Origin of the sequence: Acinetobacter sp. SA01, from assembly GCF_011319235.1 — a bacterium.
GTDB lineage: Bacteria > Pseudomonadota > Gammaproteobacteria > Pseudomonadales > Moraxellaceae > Acinetobacter.
On record NZ_WXXM01000001.1, the window covers coordinates 343211 to 365348 of the forward strand.

General features: G+C 42.4%; 18 protein-coding genes. 9 read left to right on the plus strand and 9 right to left on the minus strand.

The features are described 5' to 3' along the window. Nucleotides 1-180: 180 nt before the first annotated feature. From GTU69_RS01745 to GTU69_RS01775, 7 genes are all read right to left on the minus strand, one after another. On the minus strand, nucleotides 181-567 hold the full coding sequence (locus GTU69_RS01745) for a hypothetical protein (protein ID WP_171521986.1): 387 nt from the start codon (nucleotides 565-567) through the stop codon (nucleotides 181-183). 271 nt (nucleotides 568-838) lie between these two features. Then, nucleotides 839-1732, minus strand: coding sequence for a site-specific tyrosine recombinase/integron integrase (gene xerA, locus GTU69_RS01750; protein WP_166167844.1), 894 nt, complete (start codon nucleotides 1730-1732; stop codon nucleotides 839-841). A 35-nt stretch (nucleotides 1733-1767) separates the two neighbouring features. Next, nucleotides 1768-2391, minus strand: coding sequence for an alpha/beta fold hydrolase (locus GTU69_RS01755; RefSeq protein WP_166167348.1), 624 nt, complete (start codon nucleotides 2389-2391; stop codon nucleotides 1768-1770). A gap of 105 nt (nucleotides 2392-2496) precedes the next feature. Next, entirely contained in the window at nucleotides 2497-3339 is an 843-nt protein-coding gene (gene dapF / locus GTU69_RS01760; RefSeq protein WP_086196219.1) for a diaminopimelate epimerase, read from the minus strand. A 14-nt stretch (nucleotides 3340-3353) separates the two neighbouring features. After that, entirely contained in the window at nucleotides 3354-4598 is a 1245-nt protein-coding gene (lysA, locus tag GTU69_RS01765) for a diaminopimelate decarboxylase (RefSeq protein ID WP_166167351.1), read from the minus strand. Nucleotides 4599-4636: 38 nt separating this feature from the next. Further along, nucleotides 4637-4849, minus strand: a complete 213-nt coding sequence (locus tag GTU69_RS01770; RefSeq protein WP_166167353.1) for a lipoprotein — start codon at nucleotides 4847-4849, stop codon at nucleotides 4637-4639. A 134-nt stretch (nucleotides 4850-4983) separates the two neighbouring features. Next, the gene (locus GTU69_RS01775) at nucleotides 4984-6387 is read right to left on the minus strand and encodes an amino acid permease (RefSeq protein ID WP_166167356.1); all 1404 of its coding nucleotides are present in this window, start codon (nucleotides 6385-6387) and stop codon (nucleotides 4984-4986) included. 284 nt (nucleotides 6388-6671) lie between these two features. Here GTU69_RS01775 and radA point away from each other — a divergent pair, with 284 nt between their 5' ends. The 3 genes from radA to GTU69_RS01790 all read left to right on the plus strand — a co-directional run bounded on the left by radA (nucleotide 6672) and on the right by GTU69_RS01790 (nucleotide 9788). Further along, the gene (radA, locus tag GTU69_RS01780; RefSeq protein ID WP_166167359.1) at nucleotides 6672-8063 is read left to right on the plus strand and encodes a DNA repair protein RadA; all 1392 of its coding nucleotides are present in this window, start codon (nucleotides 6672-6674) and stop codon (nucleotides 8061-8063) included. 114 nt (nucleotides 8064-8177) lie between these two features. Beyond that, the gene (locus GTU69_RS01785; RefSeq protein ID WP_166167362.1) at nucleotides 8178-9134 is read left to right on the plus strand and encodes a Tim44-like domain-containing protein; all 957 of its coding nucleotides are present in this window, start codon (nucleotides 8178-8180) and stop codon (nucleotides 9132-9134) included. Nucleotides 9135-9272: 138 nt separating this feature from the next. Then, the gene (locus tag GTU69_RS01790) at nucleotides 9273-9788 is read left to right on the plus strand and encodes a tetratricopeptide repeat protein (RefSeq protein WP_166167365.1); all 516 of its coding nucleotides are present in this window, start codon (nucleotides 9273-9275) and stop codon (nucleotides 9786-9788) included. A gap of 129 nt (nucleotides 9789-9917) precedes the next feature. Here GTU69_RS01790 and GTU69_RS01795 read toward each other — a convergent pair whose 3' ends face one another. After that, nucleotides 9918-10448 (minus strand): cysteine peptidase family C39 domain-containing protein, encoded by a 531-nt coding sequence (locus GTU69_RS01795; RefSeq protein WP_166167368.1) that lies wholly within the window; start codon nucleotides 10446-10448, stop codon nucleotides 9918-9920. Between the two features lie 53 nt (nucleotides 10449-10501). Then, nucleotides 10502-11524, minus strand: a complete 1023-nt coding sequence (locus GTU69_RS01800; RefSeq protein WP_240921569.1) for a DUF4917 family protein — start codon at nucleotides 11522-11524, stop codon at nucleotides 10502-10504. A 228-nt stretch (nucleotides 11525-11752) separates the two neighbouring features. Here GTU69_RS01800 and ahcY point away from each other — a divergent pair, with 228 nt between their 5' ends. The 6 genes from ahcY (at nucleotide 11753) to GTU69_RS01830 (ending at nucleotide 21719) form a co-directional block, all read left to right on the plus strand. Continuing rightward, a complete protein-coding gene (gene ahcY, locus GTU69_RS01805) occupies nucleotides 11753-13135 on the plus strand; it encodes an adenosylhomocysteinase (protein WP_166167372.1) in 1383 nt (460 codons plus the stop codon). Between the two features lie 226 nt (nucleotides 13136-13361). Further along, nucleotides 13362-14198 carry a methylenetetrahydrofolate reductase [NAD(P)H] gene (metF, locus tag GTU69_RS01810; RefSeq protein ID WP_166167376.1) on the plus strand — a complete coding sequence of 279 codons (837 nt, stop codon included), beginning with the start codon at nucleotides 13362-13364 and terminating at the stop codon, nucleotides 14196-14198. A gap of 29 nt (nucleotides 14199-14227) precedes the next feature. Continuing rightward, nucleotides 14228-14944: a 16S rRNA (uracil(1498)-N(3))-methyltransferase gene (locus GTU69_RS01815; RefSeq protein WP_166167379.1), complete on the plus strand. Its 717-nt coding sequence runs from the start codon at nucleotides 14228-14230 to the stop codon at nucleotides 14942-14944. Nucleotides 14945-15115: 171 nt separating this feature from the next. After that, nucleotides 15116-17977, plus strand: coding sequence for an EAL domain-containing protein (locus tag GTU69_RS01820; RefSeq protein WP_166167382.1), 2862 nt, complete (start codon nucleotides 15116-15118; stop codon nucleotides 17975-17977). 145 nt (nucleotides 17978-18122) lie between these two features. Continuing rightward, complete coding sequence (locus tag GTU69_RS01825; RefSeq protein ID WP_086196232.1) at nucleotides 18123-20402, plus strand: NADP-dependent malic enzyme; 2280 nt, start codon at nucleotides 18123-18125, stop codon at nucleotides 20400-20402. 81 nt (nucleotides 20403-20483) lie between these two features. Continuing rightward, the gene (locus GTU69_RS01830) at nucleotides 20484-21719 is read left to right on the plus strand and encodes a multifunctional CCA addition/repair protein (RefSeq protein ID WP_166167385.1); all 1236 of its coding nucleotides are present in this window, start codon (nucleotides 20484-20486) and stop codon (nucleotides 21717-21719) included. Nucleotides 21720-22138 lie beyond the last annotated feature (419 nt).

Consider the following 22138-nt stretch of genomic DNA (forward strand, 5'->3'; position numbering starts at 1 on the left):
TCAGTATGTTAAAAATTGCCGTGCAAATAAATCTGTTATTGCTTAGATTGAAAATTGAAGTGCAGCAACAAGAACTTACTTAGCTTTGAGCTTGATAACCTTATAAAACTTTAGGGCTACATCAATGATATCGCATGAAATCATGTAGCCCTTGATCAAGTCTGCAAATTAAAAGGCTGCTTATACAGGCTGACTTTGTAAAAAGTCACGATGGATATGGCTTAAATCAATTAAATCATAAGCCTGAAGATTAAATATGTTCCAGACTGCTAAAAAGTCTTCTTTTAAATCTACATTTGATGTAGCAATGGGACGCTCCTGCCATTGCAGGTCTGAAATCCACAGATAGGTTTGTTGGGTCACATCATTAATGGCCTGTACCTTACCTTCTGCATTGATGCCCTGGACATGCGCACCTGCAGGTAAAACCGGTTCGATATTAGGCAAACTTATTTCGACAAAATGTTTAACTTGACGAAGGCCATAACCTGCAAAAATTTCTTTTTGCGCAGCCGTTAACTGGTCATATTTCTCTAAAATATCTGCAATCATTGTTTCGCCTATCATTTTCCTTTCCAATATTTAACTGACCAGTAGTGAAAGCATACATAATTTCATTGCTATACATGATTCATGCGATTCACTGTATGGTTAGAGGTGATTCTTATACCTTATAAATTGACTTTTTATTATCCGACAATAGTTCAAAATGTCATCTTTATGCCCTGATATTTTTTCATACGCTTATTTAACTTTAATGAACTCCGGTGACTGCTGCTAAAATAATTAAGCAAAGTCCAAGCCAGATTGATTCAAATTTTAACATTTTTTAATATTGTTACGACTTTTTAACTTGCGCTCGCGGATGTGCCTGATCGTACACCTGAGCCAAATGATCAAAATCAACATGGGTATAAATTTGCGTGGTGGTTAAATTGCTATGTCCCAGCATTTCCTGTACCGCACGTAAATCCCGGCTGTTGGATAGCATATGACTGGCAAAGCAATGACGTAACAAATGTGGATGCAAATCAACATTTACCCCGGCACGCAGGGCTTGCAGTTTCACCCGGTTTTCAATTTGCCGCGCACCCAGCGGATTGCCCTTTTGGGTAATAAACACATGGGCATCCGGGACAAAATCACCGTGCCATAATGGATAGACTTGCAGCCACTTCATTACTGCATCTCGAGCCTTGCTGCCAAAAGGCACCACCCGGGTTTTATTGCCTTTACCGGTAATACGTAACAGCTGACGGTTAAAATCGATATCTTTAATCCGCAAACCTTGCACTTCAGCCAGACGTAAACCACTGGAATACAATAGTTCTAATATGGCTTTATCCCGTAGCCACATTTGTTGCTGTGCTTCGGTTTCAGGTGCTGGCTGATCCAGAATCTGGTTCACGGTTTCAATATCAACCATGCCCGGAAGCGGTCTGGGAATACGTTTTAACTGAAAATCATCCGCCGGATTAAACGCCAGATACTGCCCCTGCTCGGCCCATTTCATAAATTGGCGTATGGATGAGAGCATCCGCTGTAAACTGCTGGAACTTAAGCCTTGCTGTTCCACTTTATGGGCCAAATATTCACGCAGATCTGTGGTTTCGATATTGGCCAGATCCAGTTTTTTAACTTCACAAAAGTTTAAAAAATCGGAAACGTCACGTTCATAAGCCTGCAAGGTATGTCTGGACTGATTTTGAATTTCACGTTCTTTAAGCCACATTGCGAGCAGTTCAGTTGTGTTTGTTTGTAATGACATTAACTATCCCTTGCTCTGCTTTCCAAAGAATTTAAAAAATCAGAGACCCACACTGCTGTCTCTGTAGCGTGCTGCGCAGCAAATAAATGATCTCCACCCTGAATAACCTGAAACGATGAGTCTTTTAATGTCTGATGTAAATACTGCCCAACAGCCACAGGGCTGATGGGATCGGCATCTCCCCATAGCAGTAATGTTTTTTGCTGAATGGCTGAAAGTTGAGAGGAATAATCCAACTGTACAGTAGAAAACCAGTCCGGGTAATTCAGAAACTGGTTTTTATAGGCCGTGCGCCAATCCTCGACTTCAAATGGACTTAAATCAATCCCGCCTGATGTCGCAATCAGTACCATAGCTTTAATTAAATTAGATTTTTTTAATGCAGCCTGTATGGCAAAAATTCCACCCATCGACTGTGCAACCAATACCGAATCTTGCTGAATCTGGTCCAGCACATAATCACTCAGACTATTAAAATCATATACATCATTCTGCACTGGTTCTTGACCGAACCCAGGATAGGCAATCACTTGGACTGTATAATCTGCTGACAGCAGTTCAATCAGTGGCTGCCAAAATTCAGTACTTCCAGATGCTCCTGGAAGAAAAATCAAATGCGTCATTTAAGCTCTAGGCTAAAAGCAATAATCCGTACAGCATAACGCATTTACAGGCATAAAAAAGCACCATCATAGGGACAGTGCTTTTTTCATCAAAACATGAGTTTACTATTGGTAATAACTCAAATCGATACGACCCTGATAGACGTTTGCTGTTGGACCGGTCATCCACACCACATCGCCTTCTTTCCATTCAATTTGTAACTTGCCACCAGCCAATTCGATTTCAACATTATTAGCCAACAGACCACGGCGCATACCGGAAACCGCAGCGGCGCATGCACCTGTACCACAGGCTAAAGTTTCACCTACACCGCGTTCAAAAACACGTAAACGGGCATGCTTTTCATCAATGATTTGCATAAAACCGGCATTGACACGTTGCGGGAAACGCTCATGTGATTCTACTTGTGGTCCAATACGTGCGACATCTGCGGTAATCACATCGGGAACAATAGTCACTGCATGCGGATTGCCCATATTCACGACATCAATAGTCAGCTTTTCATTGTTGGCCAGTTCAATGTCATACAAGTTTTCCGGTTCATCTGCCAAAAATGGAATTTCACTTGGCAAGAATTTAGGATAACCCATGTTCACACGAACCCAGCCATTCACACCCAGCTCAGGCTCTACAATACCAGCTTTGGTCTGCACTTTAATTTTGGTTTTGGTGGTGAGCTGACGCTCATGCACAAAACGTGCAAAACAGCGCACACCGTTTCCGCATTGCTCCACTTCAGAACCGTCGGCATTGAAAATACGATATTTAAAATCGACATTGGGTAAATCAGGCGGCTCAACAATTAGCAACTGGTCAAAACCAATGCCAAAGTGGCGATCTGCCAAACGCTGAATGGTGACAGTATCCAGGTAGGCACGCTGGCTGATCAGATCAACCACCATGAAGTCATTGCCCAGACCATGCATTTTGGTAAATTCTAAAAACATCTCAGACATCTCCATTATGGCAATAAGCGTTCACGTTCCCACAAAGATTCAATGCTTTCGCGCTCACGAATCAGATGTGCCTGATCACCATCCACCATCACTTCAGCAGCACGTCCGCGACTGTTATAGTTCGAGCTCATCACGAAACCGTAAGCACCCGCACCCAACACAGCCAGTACATCATTTTCTTTGATTGCCAGCTGACGCTCTTTACCGAGGAAATCACCCGTTTCACAAATTGCACCGACGACATCCCACTCTTTCGCTTCAACATCACTACGTGGAGTCACTTCCTGAATATCCATCCAGGCTTCATATAAAGCAGGACGAATCAGGTCGTTCATCGCGGCATCAATAATCGCGAAATTACGGTGATTGGTCGGTTTAAGCAAATCGACTTTGGTCAGCAATACACCAGCATTGGCAGAAATACTGCGACCCGGCTCCATATACACTTTTAGACCGAGTTTTTCTAAAGCCGGCTTCAAGGCATTGGCATATTCTTCTACAGATGGAGGCGTTTCATCTTTATAGGTCACGCCCAAACCACCACCGATATCGATGTGTTTTAGATTGATACCTAATTCTTTAAGTTTCTCAATCATCACAATCACACGATCCAGTGCATCGACAAAAGGCTGGGTTTCAGTCAATTGTGAACCGATGTGACAGTCAATCCCTACAACATCAAGGTTTGGCAATGACGCTGCATATTGATAGGTTTCAAATACAGTATCGGAAGGAATACCGAATTTGTTTTCTTTTAAACCGGTTGAAATGTAGGGATGAGTTTTCGCATCGACATCCGGATTGACACGCAAGGAAATTGGGGCTTTTTTACCTAAGCTTGCCGCCACTTTTTGAATACGGTCCAGTTCGGCATAAGACTCAACGTTAAAGCAGGCAATACCTACTTCTAGCGCTTTTTGGATATCCGCTTCAGATTTGCCTAAACCCGAGAATACAATTTTAGAAGCATCACCACCCGCCTTAAGCACACGAGCCAGTTCACCACCAGTAACAATATCAAAGCCCGCGCCACGCTTGGCCAGTACATTCAACACCGCAAGGTTAGAGTTAGACTTTACCGCAAAACAAATTTGATGATCGATAAAGCTAAAAGCACGATCCATATCTAAATAATGCTTTTCAAAAGTCGCTTTTGAATAAACATAAAGTGGCGTGCCAAATTGCTGCGCAAGCTGTTGTAGAGAACATTGCTCGGCATGCAAAACCCCATTGATGCGGGTAAAACTCATGAATGTATCCTTTCGATGACGCGTTTAGATATTAAAAATTAATTCGTTGCAGCAGATGAAGCAGGAAGCTCTGGTGCGGCTTCTTGCTTATTTGAGGATTGCTGTTTTGAATCTACATTGGGATATAACAAATATTTTGCACGTTTGTCGTAATTCGGATCACTCGGTAGCTGCAAAGCTCCAGACTGACCACAACCGACTAAAGCAAAACCTGTCGCCAATAAACTGATGCAGCAAATGACAAGACGCATCTGACCACCTATTTGATATTTTCGAAGAAGTATAACCTGATCATGGGACATGACCAAAGCACTAAACGCTAGAGATTATAGTGAGATAAAAAAAAACGCCAGTTTCAAACTGGCGTTTTCATTTTCTAGCCTGATTATTTATGTTTCGGTTTGTAGAAACCAAAGTAACCAATAATCAAAATAATGAACCAGATCGGGCTGACCATCAGCGCTTTCATGGTGTCTGCTTCTAAAGACAACACATAAATCATGCCAATAAAGAAGATAATCACCACCCAACAGGTCAACAAACCACCCGGTAATTTAAAAGTCGATTTTGCATGCAATTCTGGACGTGTTTTGTAATACACGATATAGCTCCAGATAATCATCAGCCAGACACAGATAAACAGGATGGTTGAAAGTGTGGTTGCAAGAGTAAACGCTTCAACCGTATTCGGTACAAAGTACTGAAGTGCAGCACCGAGTAACAAACACACGGCAGAGAAATACAGTGCATTGGCAGGCACAGCACGTTTATTTAAATGACCAAAGGCTTTAGGACCCTGCTCTTCACGTGACAGACCAAACAGCATACGACTGGTCGAGAACACCCCACTGTTCATAGATGACATCACCGAAGAAAGTACCACCAAATTCATGATAATGGCTGCTGCTGCAATACCTGCCTGACTAAACAGGTTGACGAATGGACTGATGTTCGGATCAATCTTGTTCCATGGCGTAACTGACATGACAATGACCAGTGCCAGCACATAGAAAATGATGATACGAATAGGGATCGAGTTGACTGCTTTAGGCAAGTTCTGTTCAGGATCTTTGGTTTCAGCTGCTGTGGTACCCACCAGTTCCACACCCACAAAGGCAAAAATCGCAATCTGGAAACCGGCCAAGAAACCCGTCACGCCTGTCGGGAATATACCGCCGTGTGACCAGAGATGAGTAAAGGAAGCAACTTCACCTGCGGTAGAAGAAAACCCGGTAAAGATCATCCACAGACCCACAGCAATCAATACGACAATGGCAATAATCTTGATTAAAGCAAACCAGAACTCTAACTCACCGAACAATTTAACGGTAACCAGATTCAGCCCCATAATAAACACAATGGCGGCAACACTGATCATGACCCCTTCACCAGGCGTAAACGGCAGCCCTCCGTTAAAGAACTGCAGGTAATAAATAATGGCCGACAAGTCAGCAATACCAATGGTGATCCAGCACAGCCAATAGGTCCAGCCGACAAAATAGCCCGCCCACGGACCAATCAAATCGGTTGAAAAATCAATGAAAGACTTGTATTTCAGGTTAGACAGTAACAGTTCGCCAAGCGCACGCATGACCAAAAAAACCATAAAACCAATAATCATATAAATGATCAGAATGGATGGTCCGGCCAGGCTGATGGTTTTACCCGACCCCATGAACAAACCTGTACCAATGGCCCCGCCAATCGCAATAAGCTGCAAATGCCGATTCGACAGACTCCGCTGCAGTTCACCACCTTCATTCGGTGAACTATGATTCTCATTTGACATTGTTATTTTCGTCTCTCAATTTCGTGTGATAAAAGTAGCTCAAATTAAAAAAAATAAATAAAGTTTTTTGAGCGTTTGTTAAATATTTTTCAAGCTTGACTGTGTTTTTGTCGCTTTTTCACGCAATTTCGGTCCATTTTGTATTCCTTTTCTGTATTTCCCTTCAAGTTAGCAGTTTACGTGCCAAGATAAAGTTTGGCGAGAATTTATGCAAAAAATTGTATTTCCATACGGCTATTGCTACATTCTTCACCCATCCTCTGATTTATATAGATACCACTCAAATGAGCAAAGTCAAAACTGTTTACCGTTGCGAACAATGTGGAACTGACCATCCGAAATGGGCGGGACAATGTTCAGAATGTGGTGAATGGAACAGCCTGCTCGAAGTCACTCTTGCACCCGCAACAACACACCGTGCCCAGCCTAAAATGGGCGGCGGCTATGCCGGTCAGGCTGCCAACATCACCACTCTGAATAAAGTTTCTGTTTCACATGAAACACGCTTGGCTACCGGGATAGGTGAATTTGACCGCGTTCTGGGCGGTGGTCTGGTCACCGGTTCAGTGGTTCTGATTGGCGGTGATCCCGGAATTGGTAAATCCACGATTCTTTTACAAACGGCGACCCATATGGCAGCTGCGCAGAGTTCTGCACTCTATGTGACTGGTGAAGAGTCGCTGTCGCAAGTCGCTTTGCGTGCCCATCGTCTGGAATTGCCGACTGAGCATCTTAAAGTCATGGCAGAAACCTGCGTGGAACGAATCTGCGAGGTGCTTGCGCAAGAGCGCCCTGCTGTTGCCATTCTGGATTCGATTCAAACCTTATATACTGAAACCTTGCAGTCGGCACCGGGTGGTGTTTCGCAAATTCGTGAATCTGCAGCCTTACTGACCCGTTTTGCCAAAAATAGTGGCACGGCGCTGTTCATTGTGGGTCATGTGACCAAAGAAGGCGCATTGGCGGGACCCCGTGTACTGGAACACATGGTCGATTGTGTGCTGTATTTTGAAGGACAATCCGACTCACGTTACCGAATGATTCGCGCGGTAAAAAACCGTTTCGGGGCAGTCAATGAACTGGGCGTGTTTGGCATGACCGATAAAGGCTTACGTGAAGTCTCCAATCCGTCTGCTATTTTCTTAAGCCGTTATGATGAAGCCATTCCCGGTTCAATTGTGATGATCAGCCGCGAAGGCACCCGTCCCCTGTTGGTCGAAGTACAGGCTTTGGTGGATGATGCGCATGGTCAACCGCGTCGTGTGGCACTCGGTCTGGAACAAAACCGCCTGAACATGCTGCTTGCAGTGATGCACCGTCACGGCGGGGTGCAAACCTCTGGACAGGATGTCTATGTCAATGTAGTTGGCGGTCTCAAAATTACCGAAACCGGTTCGGATCTGGCCGTTTTACTGGCTTGTGCTTCAAGCTTGCGTGGCAAAGCCTTGCCACAACAACTGGCGGTATTTGGCGAAGTCGGACTGTCCGGTGAAATCCGTCCGGTGCCAAATGGTCAGGAACGTTTAAAAGAAGCCATTAAGCATGGTTTTAAATACATTATTTTACCGCGTGGCAATGCGCCACAAAAACCGATTCCGAATGTACAGATCATTTCAGTAGCACGTTTGCATGAGGCCTTGACGGAGGCGATGAACTTGAGTGAAGAGTTGGCTTAAGCTTAAACACATGAAAGGTTATGTAAAAAAATCACCAATTTGATATTGAAATTCGATGCAAATGACTGCATAACTATAAAGCTCTAATTTACTTTTTTATTTAGGAAAAAATCGATGGAAGTTCGACAGCGTGGTTTGATGGCCGGTATTTTAATGGCAGCTATGGTGGTTGCACCAATGGCCGAAGCAAAACGTGCAGGTGGCGGTAAAAGCCATGGCATGAGCCGTTCTGCTGCTCCAACCCAATCTTACCAACAACCGCGTCAAGTTACTCCTGTTCAACAACCTGTTGCACCTACCCAACAAAAATCGGGTTCAGGTGTAGGTAAAATGGTTGCTGCTGGTGTTGCAGGTGCTGCAGTTGGTGCGGTAGCAGCAAATGCTTTAGCAGATGACAAAGCCGCAAGTGATGCACAGACTCAGCAAGAGGAAGAAAAAGGCGGAATTCCAGGCTGGATCTGGATTCTTCTGGCAGCAGCAGTCGCTTTCTTCTTGTTCCGTAAATTCGGAGCAAAAAAAAAATTAGCAGCTAATAATCCGTATGCACCAAACAATGCTGGAAATACAGCACCGTTTGGTCAGCAAACTGCAGCACCACGTAGTTCAAATGACAGCACCAACATTTTTGGTCAGTCTGTAGGTGGTTCTGCAGCAACTCAAGCGCCTTTTGGTGCTGCTTCAACACAAAGCGGCAACCAGCTGCCAGATGGTACTGAGCCTGCTGCATTCCTGCGCGTAGCGCGTCAACGCTTTAACCATATTCAGTCTATGAATACAGCAAGCAACATTGCTGAAATTCAACGTTATTTAACGCCTGATCTGTATCAGTCGATGTATAATGACATTATGGCGAATCAAGATCAGGACGTTGCCGAGTTCTCTAACCTGAATGCAATGGTGGTCGATTCTGCAACTGAAAATGGTCAATATGTGGTGAGCGTACGTTTCACAGGTACAGTAAGTGAAGATTTGAACAGCTTGCCACAGCCGTTTACTGAAATCTGGCACTTTGTAAAACCTGCCGGTTCTAATCAGGACTGGTTGGTTGCCGGTATTCAGCAAGAACACTGAGTGTTTGTGAACACCCTCTCGGTTAAAAGCACTGACATGAGTTGATGTTTTTAGTCACGATACTGTAAAAGCCAATCTTCGGATTGGCTTTTTTATTTCATTCCTTTTAGGCTATAGCAAAAGTTTTTGGATATAGGTATGTCTAACCGAATTTCTCCTCCTGCCTCGCTGATGAATTTAGCCATTACAGGAAATGCAAAAGCGCAATTTGAACTGGCTGAGCTGTATATGCAAAGCGAGCATGATGATGACATTATTCTTGCCGAAGAATGGGCGCTGAAAGCCGCAGAAAATGGCAATGTCGAAGCGATGTACTGGCTGGGTGAAGGTTATACCGTTTATGCCAAAGACTTGGCTGAAGAAGACCCGGAAGAATCCAAAGCACATTTTGAACTCGGCTATTACTGGCTGAGCAAAGCCAATATACAGAAACACCCTGCTGCGACTTTAGAATTGGCGGGTTATTTCCGTCGTGGCGATGTGATTGAAAAAGATGTGGCCAAATCTGTGTCTTTAGTCAAACAGGCTGCTGAATGGGGTGAAGTTCAAGCCATGCGTGATTTGGCCTTTATCTATGAAAATGGTCTAGGCATAGAAACAGATGAAGAAAAAGCGGATTACTGGACTGAAAAAGCACAAGCAGCTGAAAAATAAATTAAGATTGAAAAAGCCCCTCATTTGAGAGGCTTTTTTCTATGCAATCAAAAATTAACCCTCTATCAACGACTTGCATAAGTACTATTATTTATCCAGACGGGAGAAAAAATAAACAGGGTTCAACCATTATGAATGAAGTCTAATATCATCCTGTATATCCACCACAATCACTTGTCGGCAAATCCCTTCTGCTTTTCGTTGCTGTTCAAATATAGCCGCAGGCATCGCATCAAAACTGTCAAAGAAACAGATTTCATCCTCATTTACATCATAAACAAGTGAGTGGTTACCCACATCATCTAAGGTGTCGTAATAGACAATCACAAATTTATTTTGCTCAAATGCTTGTTGGATTTGCTCATAACTTAATGCCGGGAGAATGGGTAAACCCAGTTGTTCAGCTTCTTTATAACTGAGTTTTTCACTGTCCTGAAGATCAGGGTCATGCTCAGTATGAAACTGAACATTGAAACCAAACTTTTTTAGTGCTACAGCTAGACCAATGGTCGTCGTGCCATTTTCTGAATCATATCCACAGACCTCTACCAGCTGCTGAATATCGGCATCAATACCTAAATGTTGCAGCAGCATCCAAACTGCAAAAATTCCGCCATTTGCTTCCAGACGGGCTAATTCTTCAGGCATTTCTAAAGCCATAATAAAAGCTCAAAAATATAATTGTGTTGATAATAATATAAATATTTACTTTATTAAGGATTATTCCAACAACTTGAACTTTGGCTATCAAAAAATTCGACTTCAATATTAGGAGCAATTCCTTTTATTAGTCTATAAACTCTATGACATTCATCTTGATCCTTGTCATATGTTGAAATGGCAACTTTTCCTGATTCTTTATTTTTAAAAATCTGCTGAACTAAATGTGCCTCTTGCTCTCCTACGCTCCACCCATAAATTACTAGATTAGAATTATCATTAATTAATTCTGACAATACTTCATAGAAGACAGTGCTCAAATACGGACTACTTTTTATTGATTCTAGTTTTTTTGTACCAGTTCCTTCTGCAACAAACAAAGGTATTTTGTTATCAATCCATTGTTCAGTAATTACATTGATTAAATTATTGATCCCATCACTCTGCAATTTTATTTCTGAATTATTGATATCTCTAAAAATCGATAAATTTCCATGTTGATAAAAACTTAAAGTTACTTCTTTTTGATCATATATCGGTTCACGCATATCTTTCCAACTACTGCTAAAGATACCGCCGCCCTGAAAACAATCTTTAAATTTATGACCATCTTTCTCACGATTCCCATACATGAGAACCCAATACAGAATCAAATCATAGTTTAAAGAAACTATAGTTTTAAATTGTTTCGTGAATTGATATAGCTGAGGTAATTGAGCAGCAATTTCAGCATGTTCACAATGAACTTCTTTAACAATCTCAATGAGAGCCTCTTTAATATTTTCATAAGCTGAATCAATTTTTTTATCATTGATTCCCAAATAGTTATTAACTAATTTGGCATGCCAAACTAATCTCAATATCAGTTCAAAATCACATGTATCAAATTCAGAAAAAAGTTTAGATATATATTCATTAAAAAGCCCCAATCTCTCGGCTTCTTCTTTTAAAGAACTAAAACCAAACTTGGAGTGCAAAGCAATACTAGCCCCATTACCAATGATTAAACTGCCATTCTTATAATCATCTTTAATCTTCTTCCATTCTTTGATTGGATACTCAAAGCCATCTGTCATGGTTTAGTCTCAAAATTTTCTTATTAGTCAGATATTAATCAATTTCAGATTGGAACAAAATCAATTTCCAAGTACAATACTTCGCTAGTCGAGGGATGCTGCGACGTTTTACAGGTACGAAATGTAAAAGCGCCAGGCTCGACGATCGGTCCATCTTTTTTCTAGACAGACCAACAACGGCATCCGCGAACTGAATGATCAATTTTTGTTTTTTATAAGGAGATCGTGATGAACGCGGTTAATGCTTCATTTACAGATTATAAAGTTGCCGATATTTCCCTAGCTGACTACGGCCGTAAAGAAATCAAACTTGCTGAAGCAGAAATGCCAGCGCTGATCGGCTTACGTAAACGCTACTCAGCAGCAAAACCACTTGCAGGCGCGAAAATTCTCGGCTGTATTCACATGACCATTCAAACTGCAGTTTTAATTGAAACTTTAGTTGAATTGGGCGCTGAAGTTCGTTGGACTTCTTGCAACATCTTCTCTACTCAAGACCACGCTGCTGCTGCAATCGCTGCACGCGGTATTCCTGTTTTTGCCTGGAAAGGTGAAACTGAAGAAGAATACATGTGGTGTCTTGAACAGCAAATCAATGTTAATGGCAAGCCTTGGGATGCCAACATGATTCTGGACGATGGCGGTGACTTGACTGCTCTTGTTCACGAAAAATATCCTGAAGTGTTAGCGAAAATCCATGGTGTGACTGAAGAAACCACTACGGGTGTGCAACGTCTTTATGAAATGTTACGTGACGGCACTTTAAAAGTTCCTGCAATCAACGTAAATGACTCAGTAACCAAGTCTAAAAACGACAACAAATACGGTTGCCGCCATTCTCTAAACGATGCGATCAAACGCGGTACTGACATGTTGATGTCTGGTCGTCGTGCATTGGTGATTGGTTACGGTGACGTAGGTAAAGGTTCTGCTCAGTCTCTTCGTCAAGAAGGTATGATCGTACGTGTTACTGAAATCGATCCAATCTGTGCAATGCAAGCATGCATGGACGGTTACGAAGTGGTATCTCCATACAAAAACGGCGTGCAAACAGGTAAAAAAGAAGACGTAAATGCGGATCTTCTTCAAAACACTGACTTGATCGTAACGACTACAGGTAACTACCACGTATGTGACGCTGCAATGTTAGATACATTAAAAGCAGGTGCAGTGGTGTGTAACATCGGTCACTTCGATACTGAAATCGATACCAACTACCTACGTGGCTACAAATGGGTTGAAGTTAAACCTCAAGTACATCAAGTGTATCGTTCAGAAAATGAAAACGATTATTTAATCCTTCTTTCTGAAGGTCGTTTAGTGAATCTGGGTAATGCGACTGGTCACCCATCACGTGTGATGGACGGTTCATTTGCTAACCAGGTATTGGCTCAAATGCACTTGTTCGCCGAAAAATTTGCTGATCTTCCTGAAGAGCAAAAACAGGCTGCGATTCGTGTAGAACTGCTTCCTAAGAAACTGGACGAAGAAGTTGCTGCAGCAATGGTTGCCGGTTTCGGTGGTGTCTTGACTCAATTGACTCAAGAACAAGCGGATTATCTTGGTGTTCAAGTTGAAGGTCCATTCAAGTCTGAGACTTATAAATACTAATACCCCTCACCCCATCCCTCTCCCTGAGCTTGTTTTAAGCACTGCTTTAAAACAAGTGCAAGAGAGGGTGAGCACCAGATTTATTTCCGATGGATGTTTAATTTCATCATATGAATAAATATGGCTTAAACCCTGCATAATTCAGTAATGAATTCTCCTCTCCCTTTGGGAGAGGTCAGGGAGAGGGTGAAAAATTAAAACAGTACTTATAAAAAGGATTTGAAAAATGACCAAACGTGTTCCAATTTCTTTTGAGTTTTTCCCGACCAAAACTGATGCCGGGGCGGAAAAACTTCGTGTTGTTCATAAAGAATTACAACAGTTAAATCCTGAGTTCTTTTCAGTGACTTATGGTGCCGGTGGTTCCACTCGTGAACGTACACTTGCTGCAATCAATGACTTTAATGGCAAAGGCACACCTGTTGCCCCTCACCTGTCTTGTATTGGTGATGACAAAGCGCGTATCGCAGAATTGCTTGATCTATACAAATCACAAGGCATCGACCGTATTGTGGCGCTTCGTGGTGACTTGCCTTCAGGTCAGGTTGGCCTGGGTGAATTACCTTATGCGCAGGATCTGGTTCGTTTTATCCGTGAACATTCAGGCGATCACTTCCAGATTGAAGTGGCCGCTTACCCGGAAATGCACCCACAGGCAGAAAACTTTGATAAAGACATTCAACACTTTGTCGAAAAAGCCAATGCCGGTGCCAATGCCGCTTTAACCCAATTCTTCTTTAATCCAGATGCCTACTTCTATTTTGTAGACCGTATTCAAAAACAAGGCGTGGACATTCCAGTAGCTCCGGGCATCATGCCAATTACCAATGCCAGCAATCTGATTCGCTTCGCAGATGGTACCGGTGCAGAAATCCCGCGCTGGATTCGCAAGCAATTGGCGACTTATGGCGATGACACGGCAAGTATCAAAGCCTTTGGTCATGAAGTTGTGGTGAAATTGTGTGAACGTCTGCTTGCAGGCGGTGCACCGAGCTTGCATTTCTACACCATGAACACGACAGATCCAACACGTCAACTCGTGACTGATCTTGGTCTAGCTTAATTTATATCTGATTTGTGAGTAATACTTAAATGCCACGTTTTTATATTGAAGCTGACTTAGCAGTGGATATGAATGCTGAATTAACTGAAACGGTTTTTCATCACTGGGTCAAAGTATTACGTGCACAAGTCGGCGAAAAAGCCACCTTGTTCAATGGACGGGGTGGTGAATATGAAGTTATGCTTATTGAAGTCGCAAAAAAATCAGCCCGTGTTTCTGTCGATTCCTTCAATCCTGATGACCGTACTCCAGCTTTTAGTACCTTGCTTGGACAGGTAATGAGTAAAGGGGATCGCATGGATTATGCCATTCAAAAAGCCACAGAACTTGGCGTATCCAAAATCCAGTTGCTGACTTCTGAACGCTGTGAAATGCGCCTTAAATATGATCGTGACCAAAAGAAAATAGATCACTGGCAAGGCATTGCCATCGCTGCCTGTGAGCAATGCGGCATGAACAAAGTTCCCGAAGTGTTAGCACCTGTATCTTTACAAGACTGGTTAGAGACAGAACTACCGACCACAAAACTGGTGCTTGCTCCGAATAAAGATCAAGTGAATGTGCTGGAAAATGCGACACAAGACATTGCGCTATTAATTGGACCTGAAGGTGGTCTAAGTGAAGCGGAAATACAATTATCCAACCAAGCAGGCTTTATAAACTGGTGCATCGGCAATCGTGTATTACGAACAGAAACGGCGCCGATTGTTGCTTTATCTATTTTAAATTATAACTTAACTGTATAGTTCATCAAAATTTGGATGAATAACTTGTGATGTGATTGATTTTTTGCAACAACATTATTACTCTTGAATTAAAGATACAAATGTATATTTAAAATACAGTTTATTTTTTTAACTCAATCAATATTTAGAAAGTAAATTTATTGCAAAATAATAATTAAGGTTTTTGCCTGTATGTCAGATCTTCAAGACGAGTATATTAAACAGCATGTGAATGCTGCACAAATTAGCAATACAATTCGACTTAGCCGCTTCTTTATAGTCAGTATTGTGATTGTATCGGCATATGTTTATGGCATTTACCAATTTTATTTTATAAAACCTTCTTTTTATTTGAATTTTTGGTTTATAGGCACCGAACTCTTGTGTTGCCTGTGTTTACTGATTATCAGTGTTTATTTTAAACCCGACCAATTTGCCTTAGCTCATGCGCATCGTTGGCTACAAATTCAAAGTTTAGTGATTGGTAGCTGTATTGCCTTAGGTATGGGTCTGGTTTACTACTATTTACCTCAATACAACCCTGCCTTTAGTTATGTTCATGCCTTAATTTTGTCAGCATTATTACTGATTGTGAGTCAGGCATTTGCCCTGACCTTTTTAACCCAGCGCTTAACTTATTTCTGTCTGGCATTTATACCTGCTATTTTCCCTTATCTGGCTTCACAATTTATCAGCACAGAAACATCAGATCCTTTATTCTATCTCACCATTAATTTTGCACTGATTGTCATTTTATTATGCGCCAATATCACATCGCGTATTCATCAGCGTATTTCTGCACTTTACTCAAAAAATAACCGTTTAGTTGAAAATGCCAAACAACAGGTTTTATGGACGGATGAATTATGCAAACAGTTACAAGCTGAAATTAATAAATCAAAAGATATAGAGCTGCAATTACAATTAAACAATCAGCTGCTGGAGCAAAAAGTTAAAGAACGAACTGTTGATATTGCCAAAATGAATGCCGATCTGGAAAATCAGCAACAGAATCTGGTTTTGGCGCATGAAATTGCCGGACTGCGCCCCTGGGACTGGAATATCAAAGATCGTGAAATTCTGGTGACGGATGCAAAACAGCAAAAAACCCTGAAGCCCTCTAAACTGCATCATCATCAACTGCAAAACATTATTCATCTGGATGATATTGAGCAGTTCAAGCATGCAATGAAACAACATTTACGTGGTCAGTCACCACTTTATGAAGCCAGCTATCGAATTCAGAACAGCAATGGCAAGTGGAAATGGGTCCATGATATTGGTCGGGTCATTGCTCGTGATCCGGTCAATAAAAAGCCCCTGCGCATGGTGGGTATCCGTCGTGACATTCATCAAGAACGTACCGATCAGGAACGCTTAAAATTAGCTGCCAGTGTACTTCAGCAAGCAACTGAAGGCATTTTTATTCTCGATGATCAGCTATGCTACATTGACGTCAATCCATTTTATGAACAACTCACCGGTTTTACTCACCGACATATTATTGGCAAAAATTTATTTGATATTACGGAAAATTATCAGTCACAACAAAGAAACAGCCACTACTCGATTCTTCAGCAGCTGGGAAAAATCGGTGAGTTTGATGGTGAACTGCAGGAAACATTCCTTTCAGGTGAAGAAGCAACCATCTGGATGCGCATTAATGCCATTAGCGATGAGCAGAACCGTGTTACTCACTATATCGGTATTGTCTCCGATTTAACTGAACGTAAACTGCAAGAACAACGGTTGTCTTATTTAGAAAATTACGATCCTTTAACCGATTTGCCGAACCGTTTTTATTACAACTACCAGTTACACCAATATTTAATTAGTCAAAAAGATTCCATTAAACAGCTGGCCGTTATTCGTTTAAATATCGATCGTTTCAGGCCTTTAAATGAATTTTTAAGTAATAGTGGTGGTGACGAACTGTTACGCCAAGTTGCACAAAGACTGCGACTGACCAATACCGAAGCATTATTTGTAGCGCATCTGAATGGCGATGATTTTGCCATTGTGTATGAAATTTCACCTACTTACCCGTCGATTCAACATCATTGTGAACGTATAAGTAAAGCTTTTTCCTTACCCTTTAACATTTTCGATCAGGACCATATTATCACCCTGTCCATGGGCGTTGCATTCTATCCAGAAAATGGACGTCAGCTGGATTATCTGAATAATTGCGCTGAGCAGGCCTTGACTGAAGCAAAAAACCTGGGCGGCAATGCCTGCTGTTTCTACTCCAATAACAGTAGCGCTTTACTTGAACAAGGTATTTATCTGGAACGCGATTTGCGCCATGCCATCAATAATAACGAGCTGATTGTTTACTATCAGCCGAAAATAAATTTCAGTGATCAGAATATTTACGGTTTTGAAGCACTGGTGCGCTGGAATCATCCAAGCAAGGGCATTATTCCTCCCAACCTGTTTATTCCCCTAGCAGAACAAACCAGCCTGATCTCGGATATTGGCCGGATTGTGATTCAACAAACAGCCAAACAGATCCGCTACTGGAACAATATCGGGTTTGACAATATTTGTATATCCGTCAATGTGGTGGCCCAGCAATTACAACGCGGACAATTGCTGGAAGATTTGGATCATGCCATCCAGACCTATAACATTTGTGGTTCCAGCCTGGAACTTGAAATTACCGAATCATCGTTACTGGAAAATTCAGTCACGGTGAAAAACCTGTTGAATGAAATTAAAAAACGTAAAATTCATATCTCGCTAGATGATTTTGGCACAGGCTACTCTTCCCTGTCTTATCTTGCCGATTTCCCGATTGATATACTTAAAATAGATCGCAGTTTTATATCCAAAATCGGAAAAAATAAGCAGGAAGCGATTGTCAGTGCTATGATCGCCATGGGCAAAGCTATGGGAATGATGGTGGTTGCAGAAGGTATTGAAACCAAGCAACAGCTACAGTACCTGCAAGATCTGGAATGCGATATTGCTCAAGGTTTCTTTTTTTCCAAGCCGCTTCCTGAAAAAGAAGCCACCACATACCTGGAACAACATCGACTTATACCTTCTTGATATAAGTCAACCTTTCACCCCCCAACTTTGCCTGAAAAAGACACATACGCGACTGTGATAAGGTCGCAACAAATGTTATATTCGATGCAACCAAGCAGAAAACCAGCAGCTTTGCTGAATTACTCCAGTAACAAACGAGATACAGATGGAAGATCAATCTTTAAAACAACAGGCATTGTATTATCACGAATTCCCAACACCAGGAAAAATCAGCGTCACGCCTAGCAAGCAACTGGTCAATCAACGTGACTTAGCGCTTGCCTACTCACCAGGTGTTGCTGCACCATGTCTTGAGATTGAACGTGACCCTTCAACTGCTGCCCTTTATACTGCACGCGGTAACCTTGTAGCAGTGGTGAGTAATGGTACTGCAGTACTGGGTTTAGGAAATATCGGTCCTTTGGCATCTAAACCGGTAATGGAAGGTAAAGGCGTACTGTTCAAAAAATTTGCCGGTGTCGATGTATTCGATATTGAAATTGATGAAAACGATCCTGACAAAATTGTCGACATCGTGGCCGCGCTAGAACCTACTTTTGGTGGGATTAACCTTGAAGATATCAAGGCACCAGAATGTTTCTATATTGAGCAAAAACTTCGTGAACGCATGAACATTCCTGTGTTCCACGATGACCAGCATGGTACCTCTATTATTGTGGGTGCAGCTCTTCTGAATGCATTGCAATTCAACGGCAAAAAAATTGAAGAAATCAAGATTGTTGCTTCAGGCGCAGGTGCAGCAGCACTGTCTTGCTTAAATCTTCTTTGTGCCCTGGGTGCTAAGAAAGAGAATATCATCGTTGCCGATTCACGTGGTCTATTAACCACTCAGCGTGAAGGTCTGGATGAATCTAAAAAAGCATACGTACAAGACATCACCGCTACTCAGCTCGGTGAAGTACTTGAAGGTGCTGATATGTTCCTGGGTTTGTCAGCTGCCGGTATTCTCACCAAAGAAATGGTGAAAACCATGGCTGCAAATCCGATTATCTTTGCCTTGGCAAACCCGGATCCAGAAATTCTGCCTGAACATGCACATGAAGTTCGTGATGACGTGATCATGGCAACTGGTCGTTCAGACTATCCAAACCAGGTAAATAATGCACTGTGCTTCCCATATATCTTCCGTGGCGCGCTTGACGTTGGCGCAACCACCATCAATGAAGAAATGAAGATTGCCTGTGTACATGCCATTGCGCGCATGGCACATGTTGAAGCAGACGCAGCATCGTATGGTGAAAAATCAGCATCATTTGGCCGTGATTACTTAATCCCTCGCCCACTCGATCAACGTTTGATTCTTGAAATTGCCCCGGCAATTGCACAGGCAGCGATGGACTCTGGCGTAGCCACTCGCCCGATTCAGGACTTCTCTGCTTACCGTCAACGTCTGTCTGAGTTTGTTTACAACTCTGCATTCATGATGAAACCAATTTTCGCCCAGGCGAAAACTGATCCTAAGCGTATTGCCTATGCTGAAGGTGAAGACCTGCGTGTACTTCGTGCCGTACAAATTGCAGTCGATGAAGGTCTGGCGAAACCAATCCTTGTTGGTCGCCCTGCAGTGATTGAAGCAAATATCAAGAAATTAGGTTTACGTCTTGAAGATGGGGTGAACATCACCATTATCGATCAAGAAAAGAACCCACATTACGAAATGTTTGCTGATGACTACTACAGCATCATGCAACGTAAAGGTGTGACACCTGAGTATGCGCAACGTGAAGCACGTCGCCGTTCTACCTTAATTGCATCTATGCTGGTGAAACACGGTCTTGCAGACGGTATGCTGTGTGGTACCTACTCAAGTTACGACATTCATCTGGACTTCGTAAGCAACATCATTGGTAAGAAAGAAGGTCATAACACATTCTTTACGCTCAATGCATTAATGCTTGAAGACCGTAACCTGTTCATCGCGGATACATACATTAACCGTAACCCGACAGCTGAACAGCTTGCTGAAATGACCATTTTGGCTGCTGAAGAAGTACGTCGTTTTGGTGTAACACCACGTATCGCACTTCTTTCTCACTCAAGCTTCGGTAGTGACCAAGATGACTTAAGCGCGCAAAAAATGCGTAAAGTGTATGACATCTTGTCTGAAACTGCGCCTGAACTGGAAGTTGAAGGTGAAATGCACGGTGATGCGGCACTTGACGAAAACATCCGTCACTTTGCTTTCCCGAACTCACGTTTCAAAGGTTCTGCAAACTTGCTGATTATGCCAAACCTGGATGCAGCCAACATTTCGTTTAACCTGTTGAAATCGACTTCAGGGAATAACGTTACCATTGGTCCTATCCTGTTAGGTGTATCTAAACCTGTCCACATCCTGACACCAACTACGACTACACGTCGCTTGGTGAACATGACTGCATTAACCGTTGCTGAAATTCAGGAAAATGAAAAATTAGCACTTTGATTTAGTCAGCTAGATCACATTTTGTGACTTGAGAAAACCTCTATTCTGTAGCATGATTGCTTGAAGAATAGAGGTTTTTTCATGCAAGTTTATTTAGTAGGCGGTGCGGTTCGAGATCACTTGCTCGGGCACCCCTATCACGAGAAAGATTATGTTGTAGTCGGTGCAACACCGGAACAACTTCTTGCTCAGGGCTATCAGCCTGTGGGTAAAGATTTCCCTGTTTTTTTACATCCAGAAACAAAAGAAGAATATGCACTGGCACGCACTGAACGTAAATCAGGTCGTGGCTATCATGGCTTTGAATTTTATACCGATCCGAGCGTTAGTCTTGAAGATGATCTGATTCGTCGTGACCTGACCATCAATGCCATGGCCATGGACAATGAAGGCAATATTTATGATCCTTATGCGGGTCAGCAGGACTTGGAACAACGCATTTTACGCCATGTATCCGATGCCTTTGTCGAAGATCCGCTACGTGTTCTGCGCATTGCGCGCTTTGCTGCACGTTATAAAAGTTTAGGCTTTAGCGTGGCAGAAGAAACCCTCACCTTAATGAAACAATTGGTGGAATCAGGTGAACTCAATGCGCTAATTCAGGAACGTGTCTGGAAAGAAACTTCCCGTGCGCTGATGGAAGATCATGCCGATGAATATTTTACCGTTTTACGTACCTGTGGTGCGTTAAAAGTCCTGTTCCCGGAGCTGGATGCTTTATACGGTATTCCACAGCGCCCTGAATATCATCCGGAAATTGACAGTGGCATTCATACCATGATGTCATTACAACAGGCCTGTAAAGCCGACTATTCTTTAGATGTCCGCTTCGCAGTGCTGGTTCACGACTTGGGCAAGGCCTTGACACCAGCAGATGAATTACCGCGCCATATCATGCACGAAGAACGCGGGGTCAAACCGGTGACTGAACTCTGTGACCGTCTGAAAGTCCCAACCAATACCAAACAGCTGGCCATTGCAGTCTGTAAAGAACATTTAAAATGCCATCAGGCCTTAAGCCTGAAACCGGGCACTTTATGGCGTTTACTGCAACGTCTGGATGTGTTGCGTCGCCCTGAACGAGTGGAGGCGTTTATACAGGCTTGTGAATGCGACTCCCGTGGCCGTTTAGGTCTGGAAGATCGTGACTATCCTCAGGCCACTTATATACTTAAGGCAATGGAAGTGGTCCGCAATATTAAAGCGCAAGACTTACCTGCCGATGTAAAAGGTCAAGAAATTGGTGAGATGTTGATTGAGCGTCGCATTCAAGCCATTGCAGAACTGAAAGCTCAGCAAGTTGCAGTAGTGGTGTAAGTATAAAAAAAGCATCTAAGGATATTGTTGTCCCATAATTTGATTAAAGACTATTTTTTGAGAAAATAGTTAATTCAAATCATCTTATTTAAGTTAGAAGCTTTCACTGCCGCAAATTTTCAATAAAATCAAAAGGCATTTGTATAGGCGATGTCTTACTTTTGAGAGGCCAAAAGTAAGCAAAAGCCTTTGTTACCCATACATAACCTCCTTGTTATGATGGGTAACGTGTGGCATCCCTGCCACACTCGTATATCCACAGCTTACTTAAATCAAACTATCCTTCACTAACAAACCTGATGGCGCATTTTTGTATCCATATCAATCCCCATAATTCTATCTTTGCACACAAATGGATCCCCCTTTCATAAAGGGGGTTAGGGGGATTTGCAGGAGGTCAACAATTATTTAAATGACTT